The following is a 21836-nucleotide window of genomic DNA, read 5'->3' as shown; positions in this document are numbered from 1 at the left end:
CAATCTTATCTGCTAAGAATAAATGATTAATAATCAGAGGCAACCAAATCAGTTGGGAGAATCACAAGAAATTGCAGACAATAGAAATATAATTATAAATGTAGAAGTAATTGACAACAACTTAAAAAACTTATTAAACGGTTAGGTAATGTCCATTCCAAAATTAGTTGCTCAACCAACTTGATTTTGTAGCCAAAGTAAAATGCAAACTCTGGCATTCCAATGATGAACTATTGCAGTCAAATTGACCAACCGAATCAGAAGAAGTAGCGAAAGACATTTAGATCCGGCCATTTTCAAAACAAAAAAATCATTGCCATGAACAATGACCGGATTATAATTAGAAACTACCCATAAAATTCCGGAAGCGGATTTAACGGTAGGAAGTTACGCTGATGCCAATATGGATAAATCGGTGCTTTTTCACTGGCCTTATCCAGTCGTTTGATCTGCTCTGTGGTAAGATTCCATCCAATGGCTCCCAGATTCTGAATTAATTGCTCCTCATTTCGTGCTCCAATCACAACATTGCTCACCGTTGGCCGGTTTAAAACCCAGTTGAGCGCAACCTGGGCAACTGTTTTTTCCGTTTCAGCTGCAATCTGATCCAAAACGTCAATAATGCCATAAAAGAAATCGTCCGGAACAGCTGGTCCTTCTCCTCCTCCCTGCGCAATGCGACCATCCTGAGGTATAGGGCTATTTCTTCTGTATTTTCCACTTAATTTTCCTGCCGATAGCGGACTCCACACAATGGTCCCAACGTTTTGATCCAGCGCAAGAGGCATCAGTTCCCACTCAAATTCCCGGCTTAGTAATGAGTAATGTGCCTGATGTGCAATGTATTTTGCCCAGCCGTACCTTTCAGAAACCGACAACGATTTCATCAAATGCCAACCTGAAAAGTTGGAACATGCAATGTATCGTACTTTTCCACTTTGAATAAGGTCGTTGAGTGCACTCAGAGTTTCTTCAACGGGTGTATTGCCATCGAAGCCGTGCATGTGGTAAATGTCGATGTAGTCTGTTTTAAGTCGTCGCAGACTGTCCTCGCACGAACGGATCAGATTGAAACGAGACGATCCATAGTCATTTGGCCCTTCGCCCATTTTGAAAGTGGCCTTGGTTGACAAAAGTATTTTATCCCGTAAACCAATAACTGCTTTACCTAAAATCTCCTCTGAAAGGCCCTGTGAATAAACATTGGCGGTGTCAAAAAGTGTCAGTCCGGAATCCAGACATAAATTTACCAATCTCGAAGCTTCATCGACCTGGGTATTTCCCCAGGCCTTAAAAAATTCACCTCCGCCTCCGAAAGTGCCGGTTCCGAAACTTAAAACAGGCACTTTCAAACCGGATGCTCCTAATTGTCTGTATTCCATATCAAAGGTTGTTTCGTTGTTACTAATACGTCAAAAAAATGAATAGTACTATCCTTCCACAAATTCCCAGGCACTTTTATAAGCATCCAGACCTTCGGCATAAGTTACAAAATCGGCGTAGAATGGCAAACCTGATAAGGTTGCACTATCGCCTACAATGACCAGTTTTTTCTTCGCTCGGGTCATAGCTACATTCATTCGGCGAATGTCCGAAAGGAAACCAATTTCACCGTCAGCATTACTTCTGGTCATACTGATGTAAACAATGTCGCGCTCCTGCCCCTGAAAACTATCAATGGTATTGACAGAAATCTTATCACCGTAAATCTGCAAATCAGGCGCATGCTGCAACTGTTCTTTGAGCAGCGTAATCTGTTGTTTGTAAGGTGAAATGATGGCTACACTTGGAAAACTTTCAGCTGAAAATCCGGCTATCTTAAGCTCTGCTGCCAATTGCGTGAGATGTTTGAATAAGAAAACTGCCTCTTCCGGGTTGGTAGAACTTGTTCCTTCCAGCCGCTCGTCAAACCCACAGCCGGCAGTGTCAATAAACGTTACAGGCATATCACCAGGAAACAAAATCCTGTCTGCAACCGACACATGAGCCCGCAAACGATTGTTATAAAATACCTTTGAAGAATATCCCATAATCGCCGTGTTCATCCGATACTGTTCTTCCAGTAACACAACCGCCTCGGGATGTAATGCAGCGGATTTTTCCAGTAACGTATTCGCAAGGCCATTCCTGGCTGCTTCTGCGGACTTGATCGTAGGGGAAAGTTGAAAGTGATCGCCTGCCAGAACAAGCTTTTCGCCTTTCAGAATCGGAATCCAGCAGGCCGGTTCCAGTGCCTGTCCGGCTTCGTCAATCACCACGGTATGATACTTCACATTTCTCACCGTGTAATGATTGGCTCCAACAGGAGTTGCCGTAATTATCTGAGTTTTGGAAATAATGTCATCTATGATGTATTGCTCCGAATTGCCCACCTCCTTCATGATCCGGTGCGCCTCGTCAAACAAGGCTTTCCGCTGATCCCGCTCCGATTTCCCAAACTGACGTTTGTATTTATGAGCCATGTTTTTATACTCATTAGCCTGTTTGCGGAGATTTTTCATCTCTTTCATCCGACTGTGCTCCGCCATTTTACTGTCCAGTGTAAGTGACATGAGGCGCTCAGAAACCCGCGCAGGATTGCCGACCCGAAGCACACTTAATCCTTCCTCGGACAACTTCTCACTTAGTAAATCAACAGCTGTATTACTCGGAGCCACGACCAGAATCTTTTTATTGCCCTGCTTTACCAATGCCTTAATAGCCTGAACCAGGGTGGTAGTTTTGCCCGTTCCAGGCGGTCCGTGCACGATGGCAAGCTCGTTGGCCGACAAGATTTTGCGGACCGCTGCCTGTTGCGATTCATTCAGAGAAGATAGCACAGGCACGAAAATATCTTCATTAAATGTAGGCGATTTTGCTCCCGTCAATACCCGCACAAGACGACCCTGCTCTTCATGCTCAGCGATCTGAGAGGCCGATTTCAGTGTAGACTGCATTTCATCGTAACTATTATCGTCGAAAAGCAAGTCTATACCCAATTTCCCATCCCTGGACCAATCGGGAAGCTCTTCCGTTTTCAGCGTAATTTTAAGACGGTTTCCGCTCTGATGTGTTATCGTACCTTCTACTCTGTCCTTCTTTGCGTCATGATTGGAAAACAGAACGGCAGGCGAACCAAATCTGAGCTGATGTGACACATCCAAATGCGTGGTGCGTTCAATTTCCACTGTCAGATAATCGCCACGACTCATTTCGGAGCCTCTGATCGCAATCGGATACCAGGAAAGACCGGCAGCGCGCCGATCTGAAACAGATGTCGTTTCTGTAAGTTTAAGGTAAGACTGCTTGTCTTCTTCACGCTCAATTTTCAACAAACTGAGCAGATTTTTAAAATAATCCATGACGCAAAGGTAATGGTTAGCTTACGATGTTGGATGTGAAATAATGGATGTAAAACGCCGTGATATAAGCCAGACGCTGAGAGCAACGCCTTTGAATAAAAAAATTAGTTCAAAACCTCCGGAGAAAGCACAAAAAAAGCAGGCGAAATTCTAAGAATTATGCCTGCCTAAGATTTTAAATTTTAAGAATCTATATGGAGATCGTTTTTAAACGTTACTGAACCGGCTCCACCCTGAACCAGTCATAATCCGCATAGCCGGAATCATTTGTCTGGCTCTCTCTTGTACAGAATATACCAAGTTTGGCACCAATCCATCGTCCTACCTCAGCCTGAAAAACCTCACCAACCGTTTCGAAAGTGTTTCCGTCACGACTGTAACTAAATTGCGACTTCCCTCCTTTATTTACCTTCACCCGAAGAAAAATTGGCTCGCCGGATTTAAGTCTTCCTATTACGTTTTCTTTTTCCGGCTTGTCTTCATGCGCATTTTTACAGGTTACCTGCACGATGGAAATGCCATCTTTATCACTTTTCAAAAATATCCCTGCATAACTTTGCCCTATCACCACCAATCCGGTACGCTCATTTTCGAGTTTGGTATTAGGGGTAAATGACAATTTCGTGGTAGCTATAAATTCCTCTGCCGGAAACTTTTGCATCAATACATTAGGCACGGTCCAGAGATTTTTAGTTGCCTCCGGTGCTTTATAAGAATACAGTCTCAAAAATCCCTGCGCCGTTGTAAACGACCAGATTCCTTTTGGATTTGCCTGCCATTGCCATTGTTTTCCAAATGCTACGGAGTTGAACTCATCCGATTCTGGCGGAGTTGCCAACGGGAATGTTTTACCAACGTTTGGTTTTTTATAGGTGAGCACAGGCTCTCCTTTTCCGTCCCCGTCCACATCCTGGCCAATTACCGGCCAGTCGTTCACCCACTTCATAGGCTGCAAATGCACCACCCTTCCGTATTCGTCTTTATCCTGAAAATGAAGGAACCAGTCTTCCGACTTCCCGTTCACAGGTTTTGTATCTACCCATGCTCCCTGATGCGGACCGTTTATACCTGATTTCCCTTCGTCCATGACCACTTTTCGTTCGTAGGGTCCGTATACATTTTTAGAACGCAGCACAATTTGCCATCCCGTTGATACGCCTCCTGCCGGAGCGAATATGTAGTAGTATCCATTTCTCTTGTGAAACTTCGGTCCTTCAACGGTTGGGTCAATGACGTGGCCGTCGTACACCAAAACGCCTTCATCAGTAACTTTGTCACCGGCCGTATTCATCTTTTTAACCGTAAGCACACTTTTTATTCCCGCTCTGCTTCCTGCCCAGCCATGCACCAGATACACCTTCCCGTCATCGTCCCAAAGCGGACATGGGTCAATTAAACCTTTGCCACCTTCAACCAGCACAGGTTCGCTCCATGGTCCTGTCGGATTTTTTGCTTTGGTAAGATAAATACCAAAATCAGGATCAGGGTAATAGATGTAAAATTCTCCGTTATGAAAGCGGATTGCAGGAGCCCACACTCCGTTCCCATGCTGGGTTTTCTCAAAATGTTCAATTGGTGGCTGACGGTGAAGTGCATGACCGATCAGCGTCCAGTTTACCAGATCCTTGGAATGCAAAATTGGCAAGCCGGGTACCGCATCAAAACTGGATGAGATCAGGTAAAAATCATCCCCAACCCGGCAAACGTCCGGATCGGAATAATCTGCATTGAGAACCGGATTTTTGTATTGTCCGTTTCCCAGATCTGAAACCCAAACTTTGGAAATCGGTTGAGTAGTCTGGCTCTTTGTAGCAACCTGTCCAATAGCATCAGCTGCCATCAAAGTAAGCGTTCCGGCTATAAAGTAATATTTCATAAAAAAAATCAATTCCTGAATTCAACGCGTTAATACCAACAAAACCATCTTCACACTTTACTTTACAACCTTCACAGTCAAGCTTTTATCAGAAGCTCCCTTGCCGAACTCAGTTGCCTTTTGTGCGGAAGACATATCAGTTTTTTCTATTTTAAGATCCTTGCTCCGCTCTCCGTTCACTGAAATAAGAACATCACTTTTCTTGTTATACTTTATTCCACTGAAACTGACATTAGTAGCATTTTCGGTAAAAATTACAGGCTTTGTGTTACTGGTGATCAGTTGAACATTATCAAATTTAATCTGATCCGCATCGGTCAGTTCCATACCAATATCCGAGGTCAGCACCATATTTTTCATGACAATGTTTCTCACAGGCATTTCAGGAAGTCCTCTTACAAACACGCCCTTTTTTGCTCCGCTGCAAACGATATCCTCAAACTGCATGTTTCTGAAAACCGGCGTTCCTTCGTTCACAACCGGGCTCATGTCGCGCTCGCCGTCTGTTGCAAATTTCACAAAATAGTATAGATCGAAAAAAATGGCTTCCTGCGCTATGTCTTTCATGAAAATGTTTCGTGCATAAATATTCTCCACCACACCACCTCTTCCACGTACCGACTTGAAACGCAATCCTTTATCTGTTCCCATAAAGGTGCAGTTTTCAACAAAAATATTACGTGCTCCGCCGCTCATTTCACTTCCCACCACAAATCCACCATGACCATTGTAAACAATGTTGTTCCGGATCACGCCATTTTCGGTAGGCTTGCCGCGCTTTCTTCCTTCTTCATCTTTTCCTGATTTAATACAAATGGCGTCATCGCCAACATCCAGGGTGCAACCTTCGATCAGGAAATTCTTGCAGGATTCAATATCCATTCCGTCACCATTGTGTGCGTACTCCGGATTTTTTACTCTTACATTTCTCAGCGTCAAATCCTCACACATCAGCGGGTGCAAACACCAGGCACCCGAATTCTGGAACGTTACACCTTCCAGCAATACTTTTTTACAGTTGTTCAAAACCACGAGATTCGGTCGAAGGAAATCTTTCATGTGCGCAAAATCCTTCGGTGTTTTACCAGGCGTGAGAAGCATGCTCATGTTTTGAGTACTTGCAGCCTTAAACTGCTCACTCGGATACCACGTTTTTCCATCATCCTTCAACACACCGCCGCTCGCCACTTTCGCTTTCCATTGTCCCTCGGTCAGCTGGCTCTTGTGAACAGCTCTCCAAACGTCCCCGTTTCCGTCCAAAATTCCCTTGCCGGTTATGGCAATGTTTTCAAGATTGATACCTGAGATCGGCGACTCGTTACGCGCAGCGCTTTTACCTTCATATGAGCCTTCCGTGAGGTCATACTGGGTTTTGTCCGTTGTAAATAACAATGTTGCCGCTTCCTGAATGTGCAGGTTGACGTTGCTTTTAAGCACCACCGGACCGGTAATCCAGATACCGGGCGTAACCAAAACCACACCACCACCCTTTTTACTGCAGGCAGCTATGGCATCATTAATCGCCTTGGTATTAAGCTGATGACCATCTGGCACGGCACCAAAGCTGCTGATGCGGATGGTATCCTTCCGAAAAACGGGTTGTTGAATTTTTGGGAGGTTATCCCAGCTGTAAGGCGACGTATTCTGAGCTTCCGCACTACATGCAATCAAAGCAGCAAAAGCAATTTTCAAACTCAATTTCTTAGCGTTCATAAGCCTTTTTATCCCGCATTTGCGCGAGCTCGCGGGACGATATTTTTGGTGAAAATTCGAATAAAGACCTATAATGTCATCCTCAGAAATTTCTACTGTAAGTTTTCAAAAAGATTCAATTTTTACCAAAAAGAAACCAAAAACCATATTTTGGACACAAAATTACATGATGCTTCCTGCCTTCATTGACAAAACCAGCAATTATCAGGAGAAATTATTTTTACACGAATTCTTACAAGATACTTCTTGTTGTATGCTGACTAACCCATTTAAGAAACGGGAACAGGGCAGCCTACAAAATCAACAAGCGAAGCAGGAATGACTATACTAAATGAAGCAACGGATAAGAGGAAAGCTATATACTTCATGCTTTTCCTGGCTATCTGTTTGTTTACTTTTTCAACATCTCTTTCCAATGCGCAGACACTCGGCGGGCGGGTTACAAGGTATTCTATTCCTGATGGCCTGTCTTTCGGTGTTGTAAACAGCATTGCGCAGGATAGAAAGGGATACATCTGGGTTGCAACCGACGACGGGCTCAACCGCTTCGACGGACACTCATTTAAGGTTTACAAGCATAATTCAGAAGACAAAAACAGTGTTTCGGGAAATTACATCAAGTCTTTGTTGCAGGATAAAGACGGGACTATCTGGGTCTCCTCGCGTAACGGTCTCAATGAATTCATTGCTTCTAAGGAGCAATTTGCCCATCATATTCCTTCCACGCAAAAACCCGGAACATCGAACGACGTCAGCGATATTTCTCCCGCAAAAAATGGCGACCTATGGGTTTCACTGAACGGAACTGGATTCGCGTCTTTCAACAGGAGCAGCAAAGCTTACACCTTTTACGACCAGAAAACACTTCCGGGGCTGATTTCCAATTCCGTTTTGAATGTGTTCGAAGACTCACAGGGTCTGGTTTGGCTCGGAACACGCGACACCGGCATCGAACTTTTCCATATTGATGCAAACCGGAAGCTGACCAAATCAGATATTGATTTCAGTTCGTTACCCAAAGTTCGTATTAACAGGATTTATGAAGACCGGTTTCATAATGTATGGATTGCTTCGGCAAAAGGGCTTTTTCTCTACAAGCGTAATGAAGGCAGGTTTTACGTACTGAATATCAACACATTTCACAATAGCCGGATATACCTTTCCGTAGTTGAAAATCAGAGCGGCATGCTGCTGGTCGGTGTTCAAGATGGCGGCGTATACCGGCTCGACCTCAACAAAGCGCGAGGGCAATCCCCTGACCGCTACACTTTTGAACAAGTTAAAAGCACACTTAATCAAGGCATTACGCAGCGGTCAGTTCAGTCGTTGTATAAAGACCGTGACCAGAATATCTGGCTTGGCACGTATGGGGAAGGCTTGTATCTGATTGGCAGTATTCCAGAAAAATTCCGGCTTTTTGAAAAGAAAATAGTCGATTCCCGTGCGGAAACTTACCTGCGGTATTATGGAATGTGCCATGATAAGGACGGCAATTTGTGGCTGGGAACTGACGGAGACGGCATTTACAAAACGGACTCGTCCGGCGAGGTGATCAAACATTATTCTGCTGACGGACGGAAAGGAAGTATCACCGACGGTGCGGTAATAGCTGCTTACAGAGATGCTGGCGATAACCTTTGGTTTGGCACTTACTCGCAGGGACTGTTCCTTTACAACAAGGCGACCGATTCGTTCATACATTATGCTCACAAAAACGGAGACCCCGAAAGCCTGCCTGCGAATGATGTACGTGTGATTTTTGAAGATTCAAAAAAACAGATCTGGGTAGGTACCAACGGTGGCGGGCTGGCCCGTATGGATCGAAAAACAGAGAAATTCACCCAATTCATACCATCAAACAGCAGTATAAACAGTAACGACGTCAGAGCCATTACGCAAGATGGAAAGGGAAATTTGTGGATAGGGACATACGGTGGCGGGCTCAATTACCTCAACCAGCAAACCATGCGGTTCACGCAGTTTTTTAACAGCGCGCAAAATGGTTTTCACCTTTCCAACCGAATCATTCTTTCACTTTATATGGACGCCCGCAACAGATTGTTTGTTGGCTCGGAAGGAAACGGACTGCTGCTGTTTGACATCAAAAAAAAGACTGCGAAGCTTTACTCCGAGAAAAACGGACTGGCCAATAACGTGATCAATGCGATTCAACCGGAGAGCGGCGAGAAAATATGGCTGAGCACAAACAAGGGACTCTCACGCATTGATCTTTCCGGAAATAAAATAGAAAACTTTGACCAGAGCGATGGTCTGCAATCGGGGCAGTTCAATCCCGGTTCGACCTTGTATAATGAGAAAGGGAAATACATTTGCTTCGGCGGCACAGAAGGTTGGAATTTGTTTTATCCGCAGCAAATCGTGACTTCAAAATACAAACCGGAAGTGTTGGTGACGGGCATAGAGCTGTTTGGGAAAACGATAGAGATCGGAAGTGAGCAGAACGGTAATATTATACTGGATGAGCAAATTGGTGATCAGACACAAATCACACTGCAACCCGACCAGTCTGTTTTTACAATCCAGTACACGGCCCTGAACTATCCTTTTCCCGAAAAAGGTAGTTTTGCTTACAAACTTGAAGGACTTGATAAAGACTGGAACTTTGTTCAGAACGAGCGTGCCGCCACATATAGGTACCTGCCGCCGGGTGATTATGTTTTTAAGGTAAAAGCTTCCAATCAGGATGGACTTTGGTTTGACCAGTACAGCAGCCTGAATGTGCGCATTCTCCCGCCCTGGTATCAGACCTGGTGGGCTTATCTGTTGTATATCGGCATTGCCGCAGCGGTGATCTATTACTATCAGAAATATAAAAGCAGACAAGCTGAGCTCAAATACGAAATACAGCTGGCGCATTTCGAAACCCAAAAAGAAAAAGAACTGAATGAGCGCAAAATCTCTTATTTCACCAACATCTCCCACGAGTTCCGCACACCGCTTACCCTGATCATCAACCCTGTAAAAGAGCTGCTTCAAAAAGAAGGGCAGCACGACCCGGCAAATCTGAACATCATTCATCGCAATGCCAAAAGGCTCCTGAGTCTGGTAGATCAGCTTTTGCTTTTCAGAAAAGCCGATCAGAAACAAGATGACCTGAACCTGGGTGTCCATCATTTACCGACTTTGATCAACGATGTATTTCAATGTTTTGTTTATCAGGCAGAGCAAAAAAATATACGTTATGAATTTATTTGCGACAATGCAGATATCGAAATCACAGCCGATCTCGAAAAACTGGAAATTGCACTGTTCAACCTGATTTCCAATGCATTGAAATTCACCCCCGAAAAAGGCCGCGTTACTGTGAAGCTATCTGAGTTAAATAAACAGGTGGAAATTCTTGTAGAAGACACCGGAATTGGTATTCCACAAGACGCCGGAGACAAGATATTCTCCGTTTTTAACCAGTATCCCGACAAGCAGTCACTTTCCAAAGGTGGTTTTGGCATCGGACTGTTTCTGGCAAAAACATTTGTACAAAATCACGCAGGTGAGCTTACCTATCAATCCACGCCGGAGCAGGGAACCACCTTCCGGATTCTGCTCTGGAAAAATCATCCCACGCTAAAAACGGGAGAGCTGGCCGTAAAGCCAACACATCACACATCGGTTTTTCTGGAAGAACTGACCATGCCCGACTCTGTGGGCTTCCAAAGCCGTCAGCAGGAAGATACCGTTAAACCAGTACTTGAAGAGCTCAATACGCAATCGGCTACCATGCTGATCGTGGACGACGACTCAGAGATGCGGAAGTACCTGATCGACATGTTCAGGGAAAAATACAAGCTGATAGAAGCCAATAGTGGCGAACAGGGCTTAGAGCTGATTAGGAAACATGCCCCTGATATTGTGCTCAGCGATGTAATGATGGATGGAATGTCTGGTATAGAAATGTGTTCCAGAATGAAAGAAGACCTTGCTGTGAGCCACATTCCGCTGGTACTGTTAACGGCGAGTTCCTCTCAGGAATCCAAACTTAAAGGTATTGAGGGCGGCGCCGACGACTACATCAGCAAGCCGTTTGATAAAGATCTGCTCGTGGCAAGGGTAGCATCCATTCTCAAAAACCGGAACGACCTTCAGAAATACTTTTACAACGAGATTACACTCCAGTCCGGCGATTTCAAGATCTCGGCTGAGTATAAAGAGTTTCTTCAGCGCTGCATCGCCATTGTGGAAAGCCACATCACCGATTCCGATTTTAACATCAAGGTTCTGGCCTCAGAAATAGGCATGAGCCACTCTACTTTATACAACCGGATCAAGTCTATTTCCGGGCAGTCTACCAACAGCTTTATCAGGTTCATCAGGCTGAGAAGGGCAGCCGAAATACTGATCAGTACCGACACCACCATCCTGGAAACGGCCTATCAGGTAGGTATCAACGACATCAAATATTTCAGGGAACAGTTCACTGTTTTGTTTGGTATGAAACCGTCTGAATATATAAAGAAATACAGAAAACCGTTTCATGAGCAACACGCGCTCAACAAGGATATTTTCAAATCTAAGTGATGCTTTTGTATCCATTTTTTGAAATATGTTTAGTTCAAAATGCCTGATTCTAATAAAATCAGGCATTTTTATTGATATACCCCCTCTTTAATGTGAAAATACCCCCTCTCTGCTACATTTAAATAATCCTACTTTTGGTTGATCAGTTTATAAAACCCGGAACGCTTTTTGGCTACTGGTAATATTCCAAGATTGAGGTCATTTTCACCTCTTCTTGTCAGTTTAAAGAGCTACAACCGGAAGTTTTATCACTGATCATGAAGCCAATTATTTACCTACCAAATTTTATTAATGTATGAAAAAAGTTTTTCATAAAAACGCTTTATTGTTCCGGCTATCCGGCGGGAAAATAAGGGCGACCGGGCTGCTGACCATGCTGCTTCTGACGCTTTCCATTTTCTCTTATGGACAAACATTTACAGTAAAAGGCGTTGTAACTTCCGAAGATGGCGAAGGACTTCCGGGAGCGAGTGTGATCCTGAAAGGGTCGTCAACCGGAACAACTACGGATGTTGACGGTAAATACTCACTTAACTTGCCAGACGGCAGCGGAACCCTTGTTTACACTTACATTGGCTTCATTGCGCAGGAAGTTGCGGTAGGCAACCGCAGCCTTGTGGATGTGAAACTGGTTCCTAACAACAAGCTACTCGACGAAGTTGTAGTGGTAGGTTATGGTACGCAAAAGAAGGCAACACTTACGGGATCGGTTTCGGAGGTAAAAGGTGCTGACATTGTAAAAAGTCCTCAGCCTAACCTTTCCAACTCACTTGCAGGTCGTTTCTCGGGTTTTGTAGCCAACAACCGTGGTGGTGAACCTGGTTATGACGGATCGACCTATACCATTCGTGGTTTTGCTTCAACCGGCAATAATGACGTTCTGATCGTTGTAGACGGAATTCCGGGACAAGTTGGCGGCATGGATCGTCTTGACCCAAACGACATCGAAAGTATTTCGATCCTGAAAGATGCATCTGCGGCTGTATACGGTAGCCGTGCTGCAAATGGTGTAATATTGGTTACTACCAAACGCGGAACAACTGGCAAACCTGTAATTTCATACAGCTTTAACCAGGGCTTCTCCTCGGCAACTCGTTTGCCTAAAATGGCTGATGCTGCAACATTTGGGACGATTTTGAATGAAATCGATTATTACAACAACCCGACAGGCGGAATGAACCAGTTCTATTCTGCAGAGGAAATCGAGAAATTCAGAAACGGTTCAGATCCGATTAACTACCCAAATACCGACTGGCAAAAAGTGGCGTTGAAAAACGTTGCACTTCAAAACCAGCACAATTTGAGCATCAATGGTGGAACCGACAATGTGAAATACTATGTTTCATTGGGTACAATTTACCAGGATGCGCTTTACAAAAATTCGGCAACGAAATACAAGCAATACAACTTCCGTTCGAACATTGATGCCAACATTACGAAGGATTTCAAAGTTAGTCTCGGACTAAACGGACGCCAGGAAAACAGAGTATTTCCGGCATCGTCGGCAGAGAACACCTTCCGGTCTATCTACCGCGCCTACCCTACTGTAATCGACCGTTATCCTAATGGAAATTATTCAACTGGAGTAGAAAACGCGAATCCGGCTGTATTGGGAACAAATATCGGAGGTACAAACAGTAACCCCGTTTCTATTTTCAATGGTATTTTGAGAGCCAGCTACAACCTGCCGTTCCTGAGTGGTTTGTCTGTAGATGGTTTCTACTCAGTAGATAAGTCGTTCAACTTCACCAAAAACTTTGGTGTGCCATACACGCTTTACAACTACAACAAAAATACCGATGCTTATTCGCAGGTGGTAACAGGTGGTTCGGCTGGAAAAGCTTCTCTGTATCAAAAGCAGGTTAACCTGACCAACATCACCCAGAACATCCGTTTGAACTATCTGAAAAGTTTCGGTGGGCATAACATCAATACTTTTGTGGCTTACGAGCAAAACAAGAGGAACGAGATCACTTTCGATGCCAACCGTATCAATTTCCCAACCACCGTTACACCTGAATTGTCTCAGGGTGGTGCAGCTGCAACGGATAAGAACAACAGCGGAAGCAGCTACAACTTTACCAGAAAAAGCTTTATCGGTCGTTTTGCTTACGATTTCAATGAGAAATACCTGGCCGAAGTACAGGCACGCGTAGACGGTTCTTCCATTTTCCCGAAAGGAAAACAGTATGGTTTCTTCCCTTCGGTTTCTGCCGGATACCGTATTTCGGAGGAAGACTGGTTTAAAAACAGCGTACGTTTCATCGATGATCTTAAATTCCGTGCTTCTTACGGATCATTGGGTAACGATAACGTGGGACAATTCCAGTTCTACAACAACTACTCTTTTGTAAATCAGTATGTAACAGGTTCGCAGGTGATTACTTCTGGTATTGACCTTACTAAACTGGCCAACCCGAACATTACCTGGGAAACTTCCAAGAAAATGGATATCGGTCTGAACGCTATATTCCTGAAAAACTTCAACATTGAGTTGATCTATTTCAACCAGAAACGTTCGGATATTCTTGCATCAAGAAATGCATCCATTCCAAACACAACGGGTATTGTAAATCCTCATAAAACTGATACCAACACCCCATTGGTACCGGACGAAAACCTTGGAAAAGTTAATAACGCAGGTTTTGAAGCTACTTTGGGATACAGTCATTCCGGTAATTTCAGATACAACATCTCGGGAAACATTACTTACGCGAAAAGCAAGATCATCTTCAAAGATGAGGCGGCAGGTGCATTGGATTACCAAAGAGAAACAGGCGGTCCGCTTTATACTTATTTGTTATACAAAGCGATCGGAATTTACCGTACACAATCCGATCTTGACGAGTATCCTCACCTGCAAGGCGCACAGCTTGGTGATTTGATCTTTGAAGATTACAACGGAGACGGCAAAATCACTGCTGATGATAAAGTAAGAACTGAATATGGTAACGTACCATTGCTTACCTACGGTGTTACGTTCAACGGAGGTTACAAAGCTTTTGATATTGCAGTTGTGTTAGCAGGACAAGGTATGGTGAGCCAGTATGTTCTTCCGGAATCTGGTCAGGTTGGTAACTTTTACAGCACCTGGGCTGATAACAGATGGAGCCCGTCGAACACAGAAGGATCTTTCCCTCGTGCAGATACCCGCGCTTCTTCTTCCATCAATGGCGGTTTGAATCAGAACGACTTCTGGTTGAACAACGCTTCGTTCATCCGTCTTAAAAACGTAGAATTTGGATATACGCTTCCTCAAACGGCGTTGTCCAAACTCAAAATATCTTCTTTGAGAGTGTATGCAAGTGCGTTTAACCTTTTCACCATCACAGGTGTGAAAGATTATGATCCGGAAGGAAGCCAGGGAAGCGGACAGTTTTATCCGCAGCAGCGTATCATGAACCTTGGAGTGAACATCAAGTTTTAAAAGAATCAATATGAAGTATATAAAAAATATCACCGTTGCATCAGCCCTTGCCGCGTCACTATTTATGGTTTCATGCCAGGAAAACTTCCTGGACGTAATACCAACCGACCGTGTATCTGATGCCTCTATTACCTCTGACTCCGTTTTGTTTGAGGCTTACGTTATCAACCGTTACATGGGTACCAGGCTTACCGACAAAGAAGCTGAGGGAACATTACCAGGTTTCGGACGAGGATTTGAATATGCGATGTGGTCATCCCTGACGGATGAGTCTATTTACAATAATGACGATAATACCTGGCTTGTACAACGCGGACAGATCGCTCCTGAAAACACCGGTATTGCCGGAACACTTTGGGGAAGAAGCTACCGCAGCATCCGTGAGGTGAATTATGCGCTCGCGAACCTGGACAAAGTACCAATGAGCGAAGGCAAAAAGAGAATGCTGAAAGGTGAATTGCAGTTTATCCGTGCGTTCCGTTACCATGATCTGATCCGTAACTACGGGCAAGTGGTGCTTATGGGCGACAAGGTTACCGAAATCAGCGATGATTTAACAAGCCAGGATCTGTTCAACCGTGCCGACCTTAAAGCAGGAATTGACTACGTAGCTGCGCAACTTGACGAAGCAACAGCTCTTTTGCCTGCTTCTAACGACAATAATGTGTGGAAACTGGGCCGTGCGACCAAAGGTGCTGCCATGGCACTGAAATCGAGAATTTTGCTTTACGGAGCCAGCCCGCTTTACAACAGTGCTGCTACCTGGGCACAGGCTGCTGCTGCTGCCAAGGCGGTTATGGATCTGAACAAATACAATCTGTACACAGGCGGATACGGTAACTTGTTCACTACGACGGACAATTCAGAAATTATTTTTGGAAGAATCTATGCAATCGGAGCGCGCCATGTATGTCTCGAAATTGCAAATGGTCCTAACAGCTACAACGCCTGGGGCGGAAATGTTCCTTTGCAGAATTTGGTGGATGACTATGAAATGATGGATGGTACCAGAATAACTGATGCCAACACGACTTATGATGCAGCGAATCCATACAGAAACCGTGACCCACGTTTCTACGCAACCATTTTGTACAACGGCGCGCCGTACAGAAACAGTACGATCGAGACTTTCACACCGGGTGGAAAAGACAGCAAAGATGGTCCTTCGAACTGGAATACTTCCAAGACAGGATATTATCTTAAAAAATTCATGAATGACAACCTGCCTATCGACAACCCATGGGATGTAGCAGGAACGCAGACCTGGATTTATTTCCGCTATGCTGAGATCTTGCTTAACTATGCAGAAGCACAAAACGAAGCCTCGGGACCTGATGCAACTGTTTACGCAGCCATTAATGCAGTTCGCCAGCGTGTGGGTGTAAACCTGCCTGCTTTGCCAGCCGGACTTACACAAGCACAAATGCGTCTTCGTATCCAGAACGAACGCCGTATTGAGCTTGCCTTTGAGGAGCACCGTTTCTATGATGTACGTCGTTGGAAAATCGCTCCGGATAAGGAAAACGTTCCTGCATATGGTATCGAAATTGCGAAAAGCGGAACAGCCTTCACTTACAAGAAAAAAGAAGCGCTTACAGGTAAAAGCTTCGTTGAGAAGCAGTACTGGCTGCCAATTCCCCGCGCGGAAATTCAGGCTTCCAATAACAAGCTTAAACAGAATCAGGGGTATTAATATCAAAGAAACAGCCCTTTTCCCGTATTTGGGAAGAGGGCTGTTTCTTTTTAAGAACCTGTTAATTAAAAAGATCAATAGAAATCACTCACTGCCGGCCATCCACGAATCGTCCCTGTCGGGACGACTTGTCGGTAGAATGACAACATGTACAAATCATTCGTTCCGTAGGAACGATTCGTGATTATGCAACGATTATACGCCTTTTTGCTCGCCAAAAAACTTAACCCCTACCCAACCCATGCCTTCACAAAATACACTTTTCAAAACAATAACATTTTCTTTTCTGCTGGCTTCGTTCAGTTCCTGCAAGGCCAATGAAACTCCTGTTAAGCAAACAGAAGCAGAAAAACCTTTAACACTTACTATCAATCCTGGTAAGACATTTCAGTCTATTGACCATTTCGGAGCCTCGGATGCCTGGGCTTGCCAATTTGTTGGTAACTGGCCCGATGCCAAGAAAAATGCCATTGCCGACCTACTTTTCAGTCAGGATTTGTTGCCAAACGGTCAGCCAAAAGGAATAGGACTTTCGCTATGGCGGTTCAATATTGGCGGTGGCACCGCCGAACAGGGAAGCGGCAGCGGTATTGGTGACGAATGGCGCAGAGCCGAATCATTCCTGAACGAGGACGGAACCTACAACTGGAACAAACAGGCTGGTCAGGTCTGGTTTTTGAATGCTGCAAAAGAACGCGGAGTAAATGAATTCCTGGCTTTTCCAAATAGTCCTCCTGTGAACTTCACCATCAACAAGAAAGGATACGCCAACAATGGCAAAACCAACCTTGCACCAAGTGAATTTCCAAAGTTTGCCAACTACCTCGCCGATGTGATCAGCGGCGTAAAACAAAAAACAGGAATCACCTTCAATCATGTAAGTCCGGTGAATGAGCCGCAGTGGGATTGGAGCGACGGCGGGCAGGAAGGAACACCCTACTATAACAATGAAATTGCTCAAATCACAAAATCATTGAGTGCCGCGCTGATCAAACAAAACCTGAATACCAAAATCGATATTGCGGAAGCAGGTCAAATTGAATATCTGTATTCCGAATTTAACAAACAGGAACGCCAGAATCAGATATTTGCCTTCTTTGACAAGTCTTCGTCCAACTATGTAGGCGATTTGCCAAACCTTTCCAAGTCCATTTCGGGTCATAGCTATTTCACCACATCACCCTACCGGACCGCGGTTGAAAAAAGAACCAAACTTGCTGAAACCGTGAAAAATGCCGGACTGAAATATTGGATGTCGGAATATTGCATCCTGGGTGATAACGATGGCGACATCAATGGCAACGGCAAAGATCTGGGTATTGATCCTGGATTGTATGTTGCCAAAGTGATTCACAACGATCTGGTTAATGCAAACGCGTCTGCATGGCATTGGTGGATCGCTGTTTCCCCGTATGACTACAAAGACGGTCTGGTTTACATTGATAAAAATAAAACCGACGGAAACTACCAATCGTCCAAAATGCTATGGGCGCTTGGACAATACAGTCGCTTCATACGCCCGGGTGCTATCCGGACGGAAATAACAGCTGATCGCACGGATAATGACCTCTTGATTTCTTCTTACACAAATACGAATGGAGATATAGTGAGCGTGATTATCAACGCTGGTTCTGCTGCAAAGGAAGTGGTAGTAAAATCATCCAAAACCGGATTCTCACTAAAAAATGCCTACCAAACCTCTGCTTCCAGTGATATGGCGCCATTGGAAATCTCGGCTGCCACATCGACTGTAAAAGTTGGTGGAAGGAGTATTGTAACGGTTATAGGGAAGTAGATTTTGGGGATGCGGTTGTAAATTTCGAATAACAATCGTCACTATTTTCTACACAAAATCTATGTTGCTCAACCCTTTCAGGGTTGGTGGATGTTTGTCTTAATAGCCCCGGATTCGCATCCGGGGCTATTCGTATTTAATCCCTTCTGGACTTTTTGGGTTGAATAACATCATTTGCACGTCTTCAAAGACCAGCCCCTCACAATAAACCATACGCTGCAGTTGCCCCCTACTCCCGCTTATACCCAAGAACCCTTTTATCCAGAGTCGGAATAAGCAATAGTTTCTCTTCCGCTACATACTCAATATCAGCAGTGATCACTTTTTCTTTACTCAGATCCAGAACCAGCTTTTTTTCTCCTTTAGAGTCAAGATGATAAATGGTGCCTTGCCATGCGCCGGAAACGAAATATCCACCCTTTCCATCGCTCACCATTCCGTCACAATCCTTTATACCGGTGGAAAATTGAGTTAACTTTTTCGTGATTTTATCGGCAGTGTAAACAATGCCATTTTGCATGTTCAGAATATACACGCTTTCCTCTTCCACCAAAAGTCCGTTGGGAATGGCGAGCAGAGGATCTGTCAGCCAGGTTTCAACTTTGTCATGCACAATTCTGTGAATTTTATTGGTGCGGCAATCTGAAACATAGACATCTCCGTTTTTATCAATCGAAACGTCATTGAGGAAAACGGCGCCATCAATCTTTAACACCTTCTCAATTTCCCCTTTCATAACATCAATTTTCACAATCTTATCAATGTCAGCAACATATAAACTATTCTTATACAAACCCAAACCCTGTGGATTGTCAAGACCTCTAACCCATTTCAACTCCTCAATTTCTCCATTCAGTTTGATCCTTGAAACAAATCCATTTCCATCTCTGGCAAGAAATTCGCCATTCACGTTCGATATATAAGCGATGGATCTTTTATGATCATACGCCGCAGATTCGGGTTTGAGAAATAAAGTGTCGGTAGACCATTGGTAGTTTAGTGACTGGCAATAACTAGTAAAAGTGACGGTGGTAAATAGAAGGATCAGTGCGATTGCTTTCATGTTTATAAAATCATTTCACTTAAAAGCCCTTGTAGATTATATGTTACTTGCAGTCATATCTACGGAGGATCATTTTACAAGATCGCCATAAGTGGCCATCAGAGTTTCGGCACCAGCTTTAACTATCGCGCAAGTAGATTTATTGCTAAATATTTCAGGGTTGTTGTAAAATAACTCTGGATGCAACCCGGGGTGAATAGATGCGATTTGATCGGATTCCCCAACTCTGAAAGAGTTGCATATTGATGACAAAATGCGTGAAAGCAACTAAAATGCATCGTCCGCATTTCACATATTTTCCCTAAGTTTGCTGCATGACAATTCAAGAACACGAACAGGAACTGGCCGATCTGGCTATTTTTTTTCAAACTGCACGGTTTCCGCAAACCCCATTCCCATTAAATAAATACATTACCATCACCGGAGATCCGAAGGTAATGATTGAAATGAAAATTTCCAGCATACAGCGCTACAAAGGAAATGATACGGTGAGAGACTCTTTGTTTAAACATTTAAGAGAATTGAAGGCGATATGCGAGGCGGAGGCGAATAAGCCATCGGTCTGATTTTTCACATCGATATTGAAGAATCCCAACCAGAGATGGGGTGGATATACAAAAAATGAGGAACCCGCAAGAGTTCCTCATTTTGTTTAAAGTAACTTTTAACTAAGCTAACAGCTCAAAGCCATTAGCTGACAGCTACAAATCAATAACCAGGATTCTGAACAATTTCAGCTTCGTTGAGGTTGATAGCATCCTGCGGAATAGGACGGTAAATCTTATCCTGACCGTTCAAGCCCATGAAAGCGACATTTACGCCAATGCGTTTCACATCATAGTTGTATCTGCCAACGAGGTCTTTCAATCTTTTGGTACGGCGAAGTTCAGGCCAGCGGTTGTACTCTCCTACAAATTCTTTGGCAGTTTCGATGTGATACGCATCCAATGCTGCGGTTTGACTTCCTGCTGTTGCTAGATCCACGTTCGGCAATAATTTACCACCATCCTTCGCATTTCCCGGGCGATCCAATACTTTTTGCACGTACTGTGCCGCAGCAGCAAAGTCGTTCAATCCGATGGAAGCCTCGGCATAAATGAAGTAAGTCTCCGCCAATCTTGCCAATACAATATCCCTTACACTTGCATGGGTGTTGAAAATGGCACGCGTCGATGGGCTATCGAATTTCTTAACAACCGGCATAAACATATCACTTTCAAATGCTGCACGATAGCGATTTTCATCCTGGCGGAACGGATAGAATCTGAAATTGCTGGCGATCTGGCTTCTGTGCTCATTACGCCATGCAAGTGAATCTGCACTTGAATATTCTCTTCCCCATACGCGTGGGTAGTAGGCACGGATCGGAATTACTTTTTTGTCTTTGCTTGCGTCGTAGTAATCAAAATACTGATCGTAGATCGTCAGCATGAACGTGGCTTCATATCTTGCATCGTTTTCAGTGAAGAAATTGTGCAAGTTCCATGATGGAAAAATGTTGCCGTTCATGTACTTATGATTCAGCTCTGAACCACCGAGATAAGGTCCAAAAATTCCCTGCTGGTTGTTTCCGTCCGACTCAGTCGAGATCGATTTCGCATCGTATTGTACTGCAAATATCACTTCTTCGTTGACCTGGTTTGTCGGAGACCAAAGCTGCTCGAAAGGAATTGTAATATTTTTCCCAGCTATGGCTGCGGTGGCGTAGGTTCTTGCTTTCTCAAAGTCGCCTGCACTTCCAAGATCCCATCCGCGGGTCAGATACACCTTCGCCAAATAATGGTTTGCAGTTGCTTTGTTTACACGCGATTTCCCAGTTCCAAGATCAGGCAGTGCACTTTCCATTTCCTGGATAATGAACTGATACGAATCCGCCACAGAAGCTCTCGGCAGGTTCATTCTCGGTGCAAGGGTTGCCTCACTGTTGATCACGATCCCGCCAAACTGCTCTACCAGATGGAAGTGGTAAAATGCGCGCAAAAACACCAGTTCAGCTTTAAGGGTTTTACGCGTCGCATCGCTCATCTGGGCTAAATCGTTGTAATAAAGCCCCATATTAATCACCTGAATCGCGTTGTAGCTATTCTGATAAAACGTCTTCACCTGTCCGTTTTCCGGATACAGCTGCTCGTATTCCATCAGTCCGCGTTCTGCAAAACCACGGGAAAGGTTGTATATGTCGGTTCCCGCCAGTTGTAACCATGGCGTGTTGCGATACATGGTGCGAAGCGTGTTGTACGACGCCGTTACCAGAGTTTGGTATCCGGTTTCCGTTTTATAGAAATCATCGTTGGAAATCCCGCCCTTGTTATCCTCTTCCAGAAAGTCGCTGCAACCCGTCAGGAGCACAGTCAGGACTATGAGTTGTTTAAATATATTCTTCATCTTCATT

11 protein-coding genes are annotated in these 21836 nt (G+C 44.3%); 5 read left to right on the top strand and 6 right to left on the bottom strand.

The features are described from left to right. Positions 1–347 precede the first annotated feature (347 nt). From LZG71_RS08810 to LZG71_RS08795, 4 genes are all read right to left on the bottom strand, one after another. The gene (locus tag LZG71_RS08810; RefSeq protein WP_233819134.1) at positions 348–1382 is read right to left on the bottom strand and encodes an aldo/keto reductase; all 1035 of its coding nucleotides are present in this window, start codon (positions 1380–1382) and stop codon (positions 348–350) included. A gap of 48 nt (positions 1383–1430) precedes the next feature. Beyond that, a complete protein-coding gene (locus LZG71_RS08805; RefSeq protein ID WP_233819133.1) occupies positions 1431–3341 on the bottom strand; it encodes an AAA domain-containing protein in 1911 nt (636 codons plus the stop codon). A gap of 214 nt (positions 3342–3555) precedes the next feature. Continuing rightward, positions 3556–5217, bottom strand: coding sequence for a glycoside hydrolase 43 family protein (locus LZG71_RS08800; RefSeq protein ID WP_409013606.1), 1662 nt, complete (start codon positions 5215–5217; stop codon positions 3556–3558). A 57-nt stretch (positions 5218–5274) separates the two neighbouring features. Beyond that, positions 5275–6930 carry a glycoside hydrolase family 28 protein gene (locus tag LZG71_RS08795; protein WP_233819131.1) on the bottom strand — a complete coding sequence of 552 codons (1656 nt, stop codon included), beginning with the start codon at positions 6928–6930 and terminating at the stop codon, positions 5275–5277. Between the two features lie 318 nt (positions 6931–7248). Between LZG71_RS08795 and LZG71_RS08790 the strand changes: the two genes are divergently transcribed. The 4 genes from LZG71_RS08790 to LZG71_RS08775 all read left to right on the top strand — a co-directional run bounded on the left by LZG71_RS08790 (position 7249) and on the right by LZG71_RS08775 (position 18381). After that, positions 7249–11466: a two-component regulator propeller domain-containing protein gene (locus tag LZG71_RS08790; protein WP_233819128.1), complete on the top strand. Its 4218-nt coding sequence runs from the start codon at positions 7249–7251 to the stop codon at positions 11464–11466. 295 nt (positions 11467–11761) lie between these two features. Then, on the top strand, positions 11762–14893 hold the full coding sequence (locus LZG71_RS08785; RefSeq protein ID WP_233819126.1) for a TonB-dependent receptor: 3132 nt from the start codon (positions 11762–11764) through the stop codon (positions 14891–14893). Positions 14894–14903: 10 nt separating this feature from the next. After that, the gene (locus tag LZG71_RS08780) at positions 14904–16586 is read left to right on the top strand and encodes a RagB/SusD family nutrient uptake outer membrane protein (RefSeq protein ID WP_233819124.1); all 1683 of its coding nucleotides are present in this window, start codon (positions 14904–14906) and stop codon (positions 16584–16586) included. A 241-nt stretch (positions 16587–16827) separates the two neighbouring features. Beyond that, positions 16828–18381 carry a glycoside hydrolase gene (locus tag LZG71_RS08775; RefSeq protein ID WP_233819122.1) on the top strand — a complete coding sequence of 518 codons (1554 nt, stop codon included), beginning with the start codon at positions 16828–16830 and terminating at the stop codon, positions 18379–18381. Positions 18382–18610: 229 nt separating this feature from the next. Here the strand turns inward: LZG71_RS08775 and LZG71_RS08770 are convergent, their stop codons facing one another. Next, on the bottom strand, positions 18611–19444 hold the full coding sequence (locus LZG71_RS08770; protein WP_233819120.1) for an SMP-30/gluconolactonase/LRE family protein: 834 nt from the start codon (positions 19442–19444) through the stop codon (positions 18611–18613). 314 nt (positions 19445–19758) lie between these two features. Here LZG71_RS08770 and LZG71_RS08765 point away from each other — a divergent pair, with 314 nt between their 5' ends. Next, entirely contained in the window at positions 19759–20010 is a 252-nt protein-coding gene (locus tag LZG71_RS08765; protein WP_233819118.1) for a DUF6965 family protein, read from the top strand. Between the two features lie 142 nt (positions 20011–20152). Here LZG71_RS08765 and LZG71_RS08760 read toward each other — a convergent pair whose 3' ends face one another. Then, a complete protein-coding gene (locus LZG71_RS08760; protein ID WP_233819116.1) occupies positions 20153–21829 on the bottom strand; it encodes a RagB/SusD family nutrient uptake outer membrane protein in 1677 nt (558 codons plus the stop codon). Positions 21830–21836 lie beyond the last annotated feature (7 nt).

Source organism: Dyadobacter sp. CY312, from assembly GCF_021390535.1.
GTDB lineage: Bacteria > Bacteroidota > Bacteroidia > Cytophagales > Spirosomataceae > Dyadobacter.
The sequence above is the reverse complement of the archived record's forward strand: the minus strand, read 5'-3'. Positions and strand labels throughout refer to the sequence as shown.